Genomic DNA, 13,541 nt, shown 5'->3' on the forward strand with positions numbered 1-13,541 from the left:
TTAAACATTGGGAGGCTCTTGATGGCAAATTACGCAAATCTTCCGGCACCGACGCCAGAGGGCGGGTTGAACCGCTATATGCAGGAGATCCGCAAATTTCCGCTTCTGGAACCGGAAGAGGAGTACATGCTGGCCAAGCGTTGGGTCGAAGAACAGGATACCGAGGCCGCCCACAAGATGGTGACCTCACACCTGCGTCTCGCGGCCAAGATCGCCATGGGGTATCGCGGGTATGGCCTGCCGCAAGCCGAGGTCATTTCCGAGGCCAACGTGGGCCTCATGCAGGCGGTCAAGCGCTTTGACCCTGAAAAGGGGTTTCGTTTGGCCACCTACGCCATGTGGTGGATTCGTGCGTCGATTCAGGAGTATATCCTGCGCAGCTGGAGCTTGGTCAAGCTTGGCACAACCTCTGGCCAGAAGAAGCTGTTCTTCAACCTGCGCAAGGCCAAGAGCCGGATCGGCGCATTGGAAGAGGGCGACCTGCACCCCGACAACGTCAAGAAGATCGCCACCGATCTGGGCGTGACCGAGGAAGAGGTCATTTCCATGAATCGCCGGATGTCGGGTGGGGACGCGTCGCTTAACGCGACGGTGGGCTCGGAAGCCGAAGGCGCGATGCAGTGGCAGGATTGGCTCGAAGATGAGGATGCCGACCAGGCGGGCGACTATGAAGAGCGCAACGAGCTCGAAGCGCGCCGCGAGTTGCTGACTGAGGCCATGAGTGTCCTGAACGAGCGCGAGAAGGATATCCTGACGCAGCGCCGCCTGTCCGACCAGACCGTCACGCTGGAGGATCTCAGCGCTGAATACGATGTCAGCCGCGAGCGGATCCGCCAGATCGAAGTCCGCGCCTTCGAGAAACTGCAGAAGAAGATGCGCGATCTGGCCCGTGAGAAGGGTATGCTGACCAGCGCCTGATCACATCGCGCCGCACCGTTCCGGCCTTGCCCGGTGCGGCGATGCCCGACACCCCAGCCCGGCCAATCGAGCCCGAACCGATGCCGCCGGGAGGTGGCCTCAGGCCCAGCCGCAATGGGCCTGATACAACCTTTCTGGCTTGACCGCCCCAGATGAGGTATCATCGCACTTGCTGCCGTCGGATGGCATCGAGACGGAGGCGGTCGCGGTATTGATATTATATTTACCGCGGTTTGCTGACCTATGGCAGTGTCGCGGGTGCCGACCCCCGTTTTTTTAGTTGAAGTATTATATATAATTTATTGATTCAGGAGATTAAAATGAGATATGGCCCATATTTTGCGATATTCATCGTGGCGGCCGTTGCGGCCTACGCCGCGGCCATCGGCTTCGGCAGCATATCGTTCGAGGAGGGTCTCGCAGAACGGGTCGTGACCCATTTGCTGGCACTGACGTTCTTTGCCCTGCTGATCGAGCGCGCCGTCGAAGTCATCGTCAACAACAAGTTCATAAAGCGGGAACTGAGCGTCGACGCCGAGGTCGTCAAGCTCCGGCGCAAGTGTGCAATTCTGCAGTCCGCTCTGGATATGGAACTGCAACAGCCCGTCCCGGCGATGACCGACCAGGCCGCCCTCGCTGCGGCCAATGCGGCCAAGAACGACACCATCGAACGGCTGCGCGAGCAGATCACGGCCGCAAAGAAAGACAAGATCGCCGCGGATCAGCAGGCTATGCCGCTGCGCGAAGAGCTCGGGACCGAAAAGGCGGCCTTTGCGGCGAGCACCGCCACGGTGCTGGGTGGGCTCGTTGCGCTGACCGGGACGACAGTTCTGGCCGAGTTCGTGGATGTCACCACGATCTCGGCGGCGAACAAGTTCCTGGGCCTCTTCGATCAGCTGCAACTCTTCGTGGCTGTGGACGTGTTGTTCACCGCACTCATCCTTGCAGGGGGATCCGATGGCATTCATCAGATCGTCAAGGGCGTGCTGTCGGCGAAAGACGATATGGCGCTGACCTGACGTCCAGGCGGGATCAGCCCTCCATCGCCTCCAGCTCGTCGATGAACCCCGAGATCATGCTCAGCCCCTTGTCCCAGAAGGCAGGGTCGGAGGCATTGAGGCCGAAGGGCGCCAGAAGCTCCTTGTGGTGCTTCGACCCTCCGGCTTTCAGCATCTCGAAGTACTTGTCCTCGAAGCCCGCATCTCCTTCCGCGTAGACCGCATAGAGCGCGTTCACCAGCCCGTCACCGAAGGCATAAGCGTAGACGTAGAAGGGCGAATGCACGAAGTGTGGGATGTAGGCCCAGAAGGTCTCGTAGCCCTCCATGAACTCGAACGCGGGCCCAAGGCTTTCGGCCTGCACCGACATCCAGAGCGCGTTGATGTCGTCGGGCGTCAGCTCACCGCCGCGCCGCGCGGCGTGTAGCTTGCATTCGAAATCATAAAACGCGATCTGACGCACCACCGTGTTGATCATGTCTTCGACCTTGCCGGCGAGCAGCACCTTGCGTTGCGTGTCATCCGCCGCCCCGTCGAGCATCTTGCGGAAGGTCAGCATCTCGCCGAACACACTTGCGGTCTCAGCCAGCGTCAAGGGGGTGGACGATAGCATCTCGCCCTGTTCGGCAGCGAGCACCTGATGCACGCCATGACCCAGCTCATGGGCCAATGTCATCACATCGCGCGGTTTGCCCAGGTAGTTCAGCATCACGTAAGGATGCACATTGGTCACCGTCGGATGCGCAAAGGCGCCCGGTGCCTTGCCCGGCTTCACCTCGGCGTCGATCCAGCCTTTGCGGAAGAAGGGCTCCGCAATCTCGGACATCCGCGGATCGAAGGCGGAATAGGCGTCCATCACCGTCTTCTCGGCTTCGGCCCAATTCACGATGCGCGTGTCCTCCATCGGCAGCGGTGCGTTGCGGTCCCAGACCTGCATCTTGTCGAGGCCCAGCCACTTGCGCTTGAGGTCATAGTAGCGGTGGCTGAGCTTGGGGTAGGCCCCGACCACGGCATTGCGCAGGGCCTCGACCACTTCGGGCTCCACCTGGTTGCTGAGGTGACGGCCCAGCTGCGCCGTCTCCATGCCGCGCCAGCGGTCGATGATCTCTTTTTCCTTCGCTTGCGTGTTGTGTACGCGCGCGAAGATCTTGATGTTCTCGGCAAAGACCGAGGCCAGCTCGCGTGCCGCGGCTTCCCGCTTGGCGCGGTCCTGCTCGGTCAACAGGTTCAGCGTGCCTTCGATGTTCAGGGTCTCGCCGTCCACCTCGAATTCCAGCCCCGCGATGGTCTCATCAAAGAGCCGCTCCCAGGCGTCGCCGACCACGCCCAGATCGTGCAGGAACTTCTCCAGCTCATCGCTGAGCTGATAGGGCTTCATCGCGCGGATGCGATCGAAGACGGGCTTGTAGCGCGCCAGATCCGCGTTCTGCGCGTAGAGCGTATCGAGGTGGTCGTCGGCCAGCCGGTTGATCTCGAGCGTGAAGAACACCAGCGGCGTCGTGAAATTGGTGATCTTCTCCTGCAGATCGGCCATGAACTTGGCCCGGCCCGCGTCTGTCGTCAGCTGGTAGTAGCGCAGGCCTGCGAAGGACATGATGCGCCCGGCGATCTGGTTGATCTTCTCGTTCCGCAGCACGCAGTCGAGGAAACCCGCCGCGTCGAGCTCCGCCAGCTTGCCTTCATAGTCTGCGGCAAAGCTCGCGCAAGCCTGCTCCAGCCAGTCCAGATCGCGCTTGAGCTCGGTCGCATCTTCGCTGGTGTAGAGATCGCTCAGGTCCCATTCGGGCAGGTCGCCGAGCGGGCCGGACCCTCCGTTGGCATTGGCATCGTAAAGCGGGCGGTTGAACATGGTGGTCTCCTGATCCGTCTGGGACGCGGTGGCCGCATCGATATGCGTGACCTAGCGCTGTTCGGTCGAGGTAAAACCCTCGCGCGGGCTTCGCAACCGCAGAAGCGCACATAATTCGCGGGGAGCTTTCCGATTGTTCTAGACTCCCGGATGTCGCGCGGATCGAATAAAACCGTGGCATTGGGAGTTTGAGATGGAGGGGAAGTGACATGCAAAATCAATTGGCCGTTGGCGTGGGAGGCGGGCTGCTCTTTGGCGTTTTGCTCGCCGTGGCGATCAGCGGGACATTGGCGGACGGCAAGATAGAACGCGCCATGGGTGAGGCGGATGAGGCCTCGGAGGCAGCTATGAGCGCTGCGACAGAGGCGCTCGAGGCCCGGATCACGGAGCTTGAGGCGCGCTTGAGCGAAAGTGCTGCGGCGGCCGCTGCGGAAGTGGACGACAAACTGGCGGCGCTGCAAGCGGATGTGGCTGGCCAATTGGCCGCGGTCTCCGAGGCCGCGGAGGCACAGGCGAGCGATCTGGCGGCCCTGGCCGAGCAAATGGCTGAGGCGCCCGGGGCCAGCGCTGATCCGGCGAACGCGGCCGCCAACCTCGACATGCCGACGGCCGATGCGCGCGCTGTGGGCGAGACGGCGATCTTTGCCGATGGCGCGGTGCGCGTGTTTGTCTCCGCGCTCGATCAAGACGGTCAGAGCGCGCGCCTGAGTGTGAACGGCACTGCCCATAGCCTGGCGGTGGGTGCCTCTGCGCCCGTCACTGTTGACGAGGCGGAGTGCGCTGTGGCGCTGGCCGGTGTGACGGATGCGGGTGCCGTTATTGGCTTTGACTGCGGCACCGAGACCCCGCAAGCAGCGGCGGCAGATGTTCCGCCCGCGCCGGAAGACGGTCACACTCCGGGCACAACCGTGTCGCTGGCAGACGGGGCGTTGCGCGTGTTCGTCTCGGCATTGGCCGCAGATGGGTCGTCCGCGCGCCTCGCCGTGAACGGCATCGAGACGGTCACGGTCGCGTCCGGGTCTTCGATCGAGGTCACAGCCGGCGATCAGACTTGCACTCTCACGGTCACCGGGGTTGGCGCGGGCATGGTCGGCCTGGAGGGCAACTGCTCCTAGTTTGCAGCAAGGGCATCAGGCGGCGGTCTGACGCCCGCGGCGTCACTCTTTGCCGGACGCTCCGAAGCCAAACAGCGCGGCCGGGTTCTCCACGAGAATTCGGGCCCGTGTCCGGTCATCGGGCACGACGCGATCGAACGCATCGAGCAGGTCAGCCGCCTGCGGCATCTCCGCATCGGCCAGCATCAGATGCGGCCAGTCCGAGCCCCAGAGACAGCGCTCCGGATTGGCCGCGATCAGCGCCGCGACGAGCGGATCGGCCTGGGTGTAAGGGGCGGGGCACATCCGGTAGAGCGCGGAGAGTTTGACCCACGCCTTACCCTCGGCCAGCAGAGCGCAGAGCGCCTGAAACCCGGCGCTCTGCGTGGTCAGCGCATCCTTCGGCCAGCCGATATGGTCGAAGACCACGTCGGTGGGCAGGCCGCGCACATCCTCGGCAAGATCGGTCATATGCTGATCCGCGTGGCAGAGCATCTGAATGTGCAATCCGCGCTCGGCCAGCAGGGGCGCCATGGCCTTTGCGCCGTCCCAGCTTAGCACCCCGCCGTGCACGTAGTTGAGCCGCACCGCCGCCATGTTCCACTCCACGAACTGGTCCATCTCGGCCTCGGAGGCGCCATCTGCCAGCAACCCCACACCGCGGAAGCCCGCACCCATACGGCGCACAGCCTCGACTGTCACGCTGTTGTCGGTGCCGTAGAGGATCGAATGCACGATCACCCCGCGCGACACCCCAAGCGTGTCGCATTGCGTGCGGAACATCTTGAGCCAGCCATCGAGGTCGGGGCCGGGCGCGGGGTTCTCGACCCGACCGTCCCAAAGCGGGAATTCGCCGCGCCCCGCCATCAGATGCACATGCGCGTCACACGCGCCCTCTGGCGCGCGACGGAGCGGTGCCTGCGGGGTGGGCGGCATCAACGCGTCGGGCTTATCCATAGATCCGCAGCATGTCGTTCAAATCCTCCAGCGTATTCGCCTCTTGCAGCGGTTTGTCCTGCCGCCAGCGCGACATACGCGGAAACCGCAGGGCGACGCCAGACTTGTGGCGCGGGCTGGCTTGAATGCCCTCAAATGCGATCTCGAACACGTGGTGCGGCGTGACCTGCCGCACCGGTCCAAAGCGCTGCAGCGTGTTCTTGCGCACCCATTTGGTGATCTCGCGGAACTCGGAATCCGTCAGGCCGGAGTAGGCCTTGGTGAAGGGCACCAGATCGTTGCCGTTCCAGACCGCAAATGTGAAATCGGTGAAGAGGTTTGCGCGCCGCCCGTGCCCCGCCTGGGCATAGATCATCACCGCGTCGATGGTCAGCGGGTCGAGCTTCCACTTCCACCAGTCGCCTTTCTTGCGCCCGACCAGATAGGGGCTGTCGGCGCGTTTCAGCATCAGCCCTTCGGCGTTCTCGTCCCGCGCTACGGAGCGGATCTCGCCCAGATCCTCCCAGTCGTCGAAATCAAGCTGAGGGGATAGGCGCACAGGCGCCTCGGGTGGCAGGTCGGCGCAGGCCTCTTCGAGCAGTGCGCGGCGTTCGGCAAACGGCGTATCGCGAAGGTCCTCGCCTTGCCATTCGAGCAGGTCATAGGCGTGCAGGACGACAGGCGCCTCGGTGAGCAGCTTTTTCGGCACCGTCTTGCGCCCGATCCGGCGTTGCAGCGCATTGAAACTAGCGGGGCTTTCGGTCCGGGGGTGCCAGACCAGAAGCTCCCCGTCCAGAACAGTGCCCGGCGGCAGAAAGTCCACTGCGCGCGCCAGTTCCGGGAAGCGGTCGGTCATCAGCTCCTCGCCCCGCGACCAGACGAAATGCTGCCCGTCGCGCAGGATCAACTGCCCCCGGATGCCGTCCCACTTCCACTCCGCGCGCCAGTCGTCAGGCGCGCCCAGAGCCTCCGGCCCGTCCTCCAGCGCGTAGGCCAGATAGAACGGATACGGCCGTGAGGCATCGGCGGAGGCATCCTCGGCCTCGATCAGCGCCTCCCATGTGGTGTCATCCGGGTGCCAGTTGCCCATGAGCCGATGCGCCAGTTCTGCCTCGGGTTTGCCGGTGGATTTGGCGAGCGCGCGAGTCATCAGCTTCTGGCTCACACCCATGCGGAACCCGCCGGTGATCAGCTTGTTGAAGACGAAGCGCTCGGTGCCGCCAAGCTGCGCCCAGGCGTCGAGGATGGCCGCCTTGCGGGCGTCTTCTTCCACGTCACCCAGGCTGCGGACAAAGAGAATCCAGTCCGACAGGCTTCGGTCCGACGTGGTCTCCACCGGCGGTAGCACCAGCGCGATGGTTTCGGCCAGATCGCCGACGATGGGGTAGCTTTCCTCGAAGAGCCAGAGCGGAATGCCGGCCTGCTCGGCTGCCCATTCGCGCAGCTTCGTCGTCGTTACCGCCCGCTTGGGCCGCCGCCCGGAGAAGAGCGCGATGGTCCACATCCGGTCCGTATCCGGCGCCGCGCCGAAGTAATCAGCGAGGGCTGCCACCTTCACGGTGGTCTTCGTGCTCTGGTCAATGGCGTTGAAGAGGGCGGCGAAGCGTTTCACGCGGCGGGCTCCGCATCCAGCGTTTCCCCTTCGAACTCCGTCGGCACCACCTCTGCAGACCAGCCGTTTTCCGTCAGGTAGCGCGCGAAGATATCCGTGTAGCCATGGGTGACATAGATATGCTCCGCGCCCGTCTCCTTGATGGTGCTCAAGAGCCCGTTCCAGTCCGCATGATCGGAAATGACGAAGCCGCGGTCCCCCGCACGCCTGCGCCGCACACCGCGCAGCTGCATCCAGCCGCTGGCAAAGGCGGTCTCCTGCGCGCCGAATTTCTTGGCCCAGGCACTGCCCAGAGCTGACGGAGGCGCCAGCACAAGCGCGCCTTTGTGCGCCTTTGGATCGATCTCAGCAGTTGCAGCGATGGTGTCAGGCAGCGTGAGGCCTTGCCCGCGCAACACCGCGTTGGTGTTCTCCACCGCTGCATGTGTCAGGATCGGCCCGATCTCGGGGTCGAGCAACGTGAGTAGCCGCTGCGCCTTGCCAAGCGCATAGGCCCCCAGGAAGGCCGTCTTCCCGGCGGCGGCACAGCGCGCCCACCAGGCGTTGATCTCGTCCGCGACCCTCGCCTGTGGCTGCCAGCGGAAGACCGGTAGACCAAAGGTCGATTCGGTGATGAAGTGGTGGCAGCGCTGTGGCTCAAAGGCCTCCGACAGCCCATCCGCCTCGACCTTGTAGTCGCCCGAGGCCACCCAGACCTCTCCGCCGACCTCGACCCTGATCTGCGCCGATCCAGGCACGTGTCCGGCGGGGTGGAAGGACACCGTGGCGTCGCCGATCTGCAAAGGCGCGCCAAAACCGATGCCCTCGGCGGTAATCTCCCCCAGACGGTGGCGCATCACGGGCAGTGCCGCATGGGTGGCAAGGTAGTGCTGATGCCCATGCCGCGCGTGATCCGCGTGGCCGTGGGTGATCAGCGCGCGCTCTACGGGGCGCCAGGGGTCGATGTAGAAATCGCCCGCGGCGCAGTAGATACCGCGGTCGGTGAAGGTCAGGGCGGGGCTCATGGCTCCCAAACTAGAGGCTCCAGCCGATTTGCCCAGACGTCAGCCGTGGCCGCCGCTGAGAAAGAGAGCAGCGATCTGATCGAAAAGCGGCCCCGCGACGGCTTCGCTCTCCATCAGCACCTCGTGTTCGCCGTCCTCCACCAATTCCAGGGAGCTGCGTTTCCACGCGGCCATGCGGGCCTGAATGGCAGACACCTCGACGATGCGTTCGTTCGTGCCGACGAAGGTCAGGCAGGGCAGGTTGGGCGAGGGGCGGCCCGCGAGGTGCCGCGTTTCCCGCAAGGCTTCCCGCAGCCAGACAAAGCTCGGGCCTCCCAGCGCCAGCTCGGGATGGGCCTCGAGCTGCCGGCGCATTTGCTCGAACTGTGTCTGATCCCGGGTGAGCAGATTGCCTTCGAATCCATCGGTCAGCACGTGGTGCTCGATCGTCGTGCCGGGCGGCAGGCGGTCGCCACGCCCCACATGCGGCATCACATGGCTGAGCAGCCAGGCGACCGGGCGCAGGTGAGGTGCAAGCTTGATGCCCCACATCGGCCCGGTGAAAGCCGTGGCCTGCACCGACAGCCCCTCCATTGCCGCCCGCAAACCGATGGCACCGCCCATCGAATGGGCAAGCAGAAAGAACGGCCGCGGCATCTCGAGCGTCCGGGCCGCGCGCACCAGCGCGTTCACGTCCTTCTGGTAGTCCGGGAAGTGCTCCACATGGCCGATCAGCGGGTTGTCGAGCAGCCGGTCCGCGAGCCCCTGGCCGCGCCAGTCGATGGCCATGCTGGCAAAGCCACGCCTGGTCAGCTGCGCGGCGCAGACATCGTATTTCTCGATGAACTCCGTGCGGCCGGGAAAGATCAGAACCGTGCCCTTGGCCTCGGGTCGTTCCCACACGCCGAGGCGCACGCGATGCCCATCCGAGGTCTGCGCCCAGTGCGCGGCACCGCCCGGTTCTCCGAAGGCGATGTCGCTCAGAAAGGGCGCAGAAGTCGGGCTCATCAGGCCAGCGCAGAGGCCAGCTGCATTGCCATGCCCATATCGCCGTCGACGCTCAGCTTGCCGGTCATGAAGGCGCTCGTGGGGTTGGTGTCGCCGTCGAGGATCGATTTGAACGTCTCCGCGTCCGCCGAGAGCGTCACATCCGCGGCCTCATCGCCCGCGCGGGCACCGCTGCTGTCCATCATCACGCAGCCTTCACCCGCGATGTCGAATTTTGCAGTGCCACCGAAGTCGGCTCCGGCCAGTTTTTCGTTCAATGCGGCCACGGCCTCGTTCACAATATCGCTCATCTTCAAGCCTTTTGGGTTGCGGGCAGTCGCGGGGTCTGGAATTGCCGGGACGGCCTGTTACATTCAAGAGTGTTATGGCGATGAAACTCTATTTCCTCAAATATGTCGTTACGGCATTTGTTGCAGCGCTTGTTTTCACAGGACCTGTGTCTGCACAGCACGCCGAAGAGGCGCTGCTCGAGCAGTTGCGCGAGGCGCCGGAGACCGAGGCGGCCCGGCTGGACCGCGCGCTGTCGCTGATCTGGGACAACTCCGGCTCGCCGGCCATGAACCTGCTGCTGAAGCGTGGCCGGGACGCGCTGAAAGAGGAAGAGACCGAGAAGGCCATCGATCATCTGACGGCGCTGACGGACCACGCGCCTGAGTTTGCCGAAGGCTGGCACGCGCGCGCCACGGCCTACTATCAGGCGGGGCTCTATGGCCCTGCACTCGACGATCTGGAGCGCGCGCTGGCGCTCAACCCCAATAACTACAACGCAATCTTCGGCCTTGGCGTGATGCTGCGGGAGTTCGGCGACCTGGAGCGGGCCGCAGAGGCTTTCGACCGGGTTCTGGCCTTGAACCCGCATCACGAGAACGCGAAAACTGCCATGGAGCAGCTCGAGCGCAACGGTATCGGCCGCACGCTCTGAACACCGGACACGAAGGACAGCGCCGTGACAGGTGACAAGCGGGTGGTGGCCGTTCTGGGCCCCACCAACACAGGCAAGACCACCTATGCGATCGAGCGGATGCTGGGCCATCGGACCGGGGTAATGGGCCTGCCGCTGCGGCTGCTCGCGCGGGAAGTCTATGACCGCGTCGTGGCTGCGCGCGGGCCTTCGGTGGTGGCGCTCGTCACCGGTGAGGAGCGGATCGTGCCGCCACGCACGCAGTACTGGGTCTGCACGGTGGAGGCGATGCCCGAGGGCATGGGCTGTGATTTTCTTGCGGTGGATGAAATCCAGCTCTGCGCGGACCCTGAGCGCGGGCATGTCTTCACCGACCGTCTGCTGCGGGCGCGCGGGCTGCACGAGACGCTCTTTCTCGGCTCGGACACCATGCGTGGGCCGATCCGGGAGCTCGTGCCGCAGGCACAGTTCATCCAGCGCGAGCGCATGTCCGAGCTGACCTACGTTGGTGCGAAAAAGATAAGCCGGATGAGGCCGCGCAGCGCTATCGTGGGCTTTTCGGTTGAAAATGTATATGCGATCGCCGAGCTCATCCGCCGCCAGAAAGGTGGCGCCGCGGTGGTCATGGGGGCATTGAGCCCGCGCACGCGCAACGCGCAGGTCGACATATACCAGACCGGCGATGTGGACTATCTGGTTGCGACCGATGCCATCGGCATGGGCCTCAACCTCGATGTGGATCACGTGGCTTTCTCGGCGCTTGCCAAGTTCGACGGGCGGCGGATGCGGCCGCTGGCGCCGAACGAGTTGGCACAAATCGCGGGTCGTGCAGGGCGGGGGATGAAAAACGGAACCTTTGGCGTGACCGGCGATGCCGCTCCGCTCGAGGAGGGTGTCGCCGAAGCCATCACGTCGCACCGCTTCACCCCGCTGAAGAAACTCAACTGGCGCAACCCCGCGCTGCAGTTCGGCTCCATCGACCGGCTGATCGCGACGCTCGAGGCAAGCCCGGATCACGAGATGCTGGTCAAGGCGCGAGAGGCCGATGATCTGCGCGCGTTGAAGGCGCTGGCGCAGGATGCTGAGGTCACGGCCCGCTGCACCGACGCGCCCTCGATCCGCCTGCTCTGGGACGTCTGCCGCATTCCCGATTTCCGCGGCATCAGCCATGCCGAACACGCGGGTCTCCTGGAGGTGATCTTCACCCATCTGCATGAGCGCGGACAAATTCCCGACGATTGGCTGGCGCGACAAATACAAAGAATTGATCGAACCGATGGCGACATTGATGCGTTATCGAAGAGGTTGGCGTTTATCCGCACATGGACGTATGTCGCGCAGCGCAAGGGCTGGACCGGCGACGAAAGCCATTGGCGAGAGGAAGCGCGTTCTGTAGAAGACCGATTGTCAGACGCGCTGCACGAGCGCTTGACCCAGAGATTTGTAGACCGGCGCACATCCGTGCTTTTGCGCCGGCTCGGCCAGAAGGAAGCCATGGTGGCAGACGTATCGACGACCGGCGAAGTAACCGTCGAAGGGGAATTTGTAGGACGGCTGGAGGGATTCCGCTTCAGCCAGGACAAGAGCGCCAGCGGCGCCGAGGCCAAGACGATCAAGTCCGCGGCCCTGCAGGCGCTTGCGCCGCAATTCCACCTCCGGGCCGACCGCTTCTACAATGCACCCGACACCGAGATCGACTTCACCGAGCAAGGCGGCCTGATGTGGGGCAAGGACGCGGTCGGCAAGCTCGTGGCCGGGCCCGAGGCGCTCAAGCCGCAGGTCGAGGTCTTTGTCGACGATGTGGCGGGACCAGAAGTGGCGCAGAAGGTGCAGCGGCGTCTCCAGCACTTCATTGACCGCAAGATCGCGGCGCTGTTCGAGCCGCTGATGACCCTCAGCCGGGACGAGACGCTAACGGGGCTGGCACGCGGCTTTGCGTTCCAGATGGTCGAGGCGTTTGGTGTTCTGCCCCGATCCGCCGTGGCCGACGAGGTCAAGGCGCTGGATCAGGAGGCGCGGGGCGCTCTGCGCAAACACGGCATCCGGTTTGGTCAGTTCACGATCTTCATGCCGCTTCTGCTGAAACCCGCGCCCACGCGGCTGCGCCTTGTTCTGTGGTCGCTCTCCAAGGGGCTCAGCGATTTCCCGGAAGCCCCGCCACCGGGGTTGGTCACCATCCCCGCCGATGCCGGCGCGCCCGCCGGTGCCGATACGATGTCGGGCTACCGTAACGCCGGCGCGCGGGCGATCCGCATCGACATGCTGGAACGGCTCGCCGATATGCTGCGCGGCGAGAATTCGCGGGCGGGTTTCGAGGCCAGTGCCGACATGCTTTCGATCACGGGCATGACGCTCGAGCAGTTCGCGGATCTCATGCAGGGCCTGGGCTACAAGGCCGAGCGCGGCGAGCGCGAGAAGGTGAAACCTGTTGATGCGGTCGTGGCGGAAGCGCCCGCAGCCGCCGATGACGGGCCTGTCGTGGATCAGACAGAGCAAGGCGCAGCCCCTGCTGCGGGCGCCACATCTGATGCGCCGGAGGCCGAAGCCGGGGTGCCTGAGACACCCGCCGAAGAGACTGCGATAGGCGCAGCCCCCGACGCAGAAGAAGCAGGCCCGGAGGTGGAGGTCTTTTACACTTTCACCTGGGGTCGAGCGCCGCGCGCCCATGGCGCGGGCCGCAAATCGGGTGGCGACCGGCCCAAAGGCAAGGGCAAACCCGGTGGCAAGGGCAAGCGCAGTGGTCCGCGTGGTGACACGGGTGCGCAGAAATTCTCCGCCCGGCCGCCCAAATCCGAGAAAAAGATCGACCCCGACAACCCCTTTGCGGCGGCTCTCATGGGGCTGAAGGACACGAAGTGATTGGCTGAGAAACTCCGTCTCGACAAATGGCTCTGGCACGCGCGGTTCTTCAAAACCCGCTCGCTGGCGGCCACGCGGGTCACGGCGGGGGAGGTGCGGGTCAACGGTGCGCGGACCGAAAAGCGCAGCCAGATGGTGGGACCGCAGGATGTTCTGACCTTCGCCCAGGGCGATCACATTCGAGTGATACGCATCGAGGCGGTCGGAACACGGCGCGGACCGGCCACCGAAGCGCAGACGCTCTACACGGATTTGTCCCCGCCTCAGCCCAAATCTCGAAAAACCACACCGGAAAACCCTGCTTTTGAAGGAAAAGGTCGCCCGACCAAGCGCGATCGCCGCATCCTTGATCTTTCTAAGGCCCGATCTCTTGAATGATCCTC

The 13,541-nt window shown here is 64.2% G+C and carries 12 protein-coding genes; 6 read left to right on the forward strand and 6 right to left on the reverse strand.

Annotated features, from left to right (window positions below; translation table 11 throughout):
• Positions 1–21 precede the first annotated feature (21 nt).
• Both rpoH and MUB52_RS14485 read left to right on the forward strand, forming a co-directional pair.
• On the forward strand, positions 22–918 hold the full coding sequence (gene rpoH, locus MUB52_RS14480) for an RNA polymerase sigma factor RpoH (protein WP_263844949.1): 897 nt from the start codon (positions 22–24) through the stop codon (positions 916–918).
• 320 nt (positions 919–1,238) lie between these two features.
• Positions 1,239–1,937, forward strand: a complete 699-nt coding sequence (locus MUB52_RS14485) for a hypothetical protein (protein ID WP_263844950.1) — start codon at positions 1,239–1,241, stop codon at positions 1,935–1,937.
• A 13-nt stretch (positions 1,938–1,950) separates the two neighbouring features.
• Here the strand turns inward: MUB52_RS14485 and MUB52_RS14490 are convergent, their stop codons facing one another.
• Positions 1,951–3,765, reverse strand: a complete 1,815-nt coding sequence (locus MUB52_RS14490; protein WP_263844951.1) for a M3 family oligoendopeptidase — start codon at positions 3,763–3,765, stop codon at positions 1,951–1,953.
• Between the two features lie 209 nt (positions 3,766–3,974).
• On the opposite strand from MUB52_RS14490, the gene MUB52_RS14495 reads away from it, so the two are divergent.
• Positions 3,975–4,880: a hypothetical protein gene (locus MUB52_RS14495; protein WP_263844952.1), complete on the forward strand. Its 906-nt coding sequence runs from the start codon at positions 3,975–3,977 to the stop codon at positions 4,878–4,880.
• A 42-nt stretch (positions 4,881–4,922) separates the two neighbouring features.
• Here MUB52_RS14495 and MUB52_RS14500 read toward each other — a convergent pair whose 3' ends face one another.
• From MUB52_RS14500 to MUB52_RS14520, 5 genes are read right to left on the reverse strand one after another with little or no spacing between them, the layout of a single operon-like run.
• Positions 4,923–5,816 (reverse strand): amidohydrolase family protein, encoded by an 894-nt coding sequence (locus MUB52_RS14500; RefSeq protein ID WP_263844953.1) that lies wholly within the window; start codon positions 5,814–5,816, stop codon positions 4,923–4,925.
• Entirely contained in the window at positions 5,809–7,407 is a 1,599-nt protein-coding gene (locus MUB52_RS14505; protein WP_263844954.1) for an ATP-dependent DNA ligase, read from the reverse strand. The genes MUB52_RS14500 and MUB52_RS14505 overlap by 8 nt, the downstream gene beginning before the upstream one ends.
• On the reverse strand, positions 7,404–8,411 hold the full coding sequence (locus MUB52_RS14510; protein WP_263844955.1) for a ligase-associated DNA damage response exonuclease: 1,008 nt from the start codon (positions 8,409–8,411) through the stop codon (positions 7,404–7,406). Before MUB52_RS14510 ends, MUB52_RS14505 begins: the two co-directional genes overlap by 4 nt.
• 39 nt (positions 8,412–8,450) lie before the next feature.
• A complete protein-coding gene (locus MUB52_RS14515; RefSeq protein ID WP_263844956.1) occupies positions 8,451–9,398 on the reverse strand; it encodes an alpha/beta fold hydrolase in 948 nt (315 codons plus the stop codon).
• On the reverse strand, positions 9,398–9,688 hold the full coding sequence (locus tag MUB52_RS14520) for an SCP2 sterol-binding domain-containing protein (protein WP_263844957.1): 291 nt from the start codon (positions 9,686–9,688) through the stop codon (positions 9,398–9,400). The genes MUB52_RS14515 and MUB52_RS14520 overlap by 1 nt, the downstream gene beginning before the upstream one ends.
• An 80-nt stretch (positions 9,689–9,768) precedes the next feature.
• Between MUB52_RS14520 and MUB52_RS14525 the strand changes: the two genes are divergently transcribed.
• The 3 genes from MUB52_RS14525 to MUB52_RS14535 are packed head-to-tail and all read left to right on the forward strand — an operon-like array spanning position 9,769 to position 13,536.
• Positions 9,769–10,320, forward strand: coding sequence for a tetratricopeptide repeat protein (locus tag MUB52_RS14525; protein WP_318527433.1), 552 nt, complete (start codon positions 9,769–9,771; stop codon positions 10,318–10,320).
• 24 nt (positions 10,321–10,344) lie between these two features.
• On the forward strand, positions 10,345–13,158 hold the full coding sequence (locus MUB52_RS14530) for a helicase-related protein (RefSeq protein WP_263844959.1): 2,814 nt from the start codon (positions 10,345–10,347) through the stop codon (positions 13,156–13,158).
• Positions 13,159–13,536, forward strand: a complete 378-nt coding sequence (locus tag MUB52_RS14535; protein WP_263844960.1) for an RNA-binding S4 domain-containing protein — start codon at positions 13,159–13,161, stop codon at positions 13,534–13,536.
• Positions 13,537–13,541: the final 5 nt, after the last annotated feature.

Source organism: Roseobacter sinensis (assembly GCF_025755255.1).
Classification (GTDB): Bacteria; Pseudomonadota; Alphaproteobacteria; order Rhodobacterales; family Rhodobacteraceae; genus Roseobacter; species Roseobacter sinensis.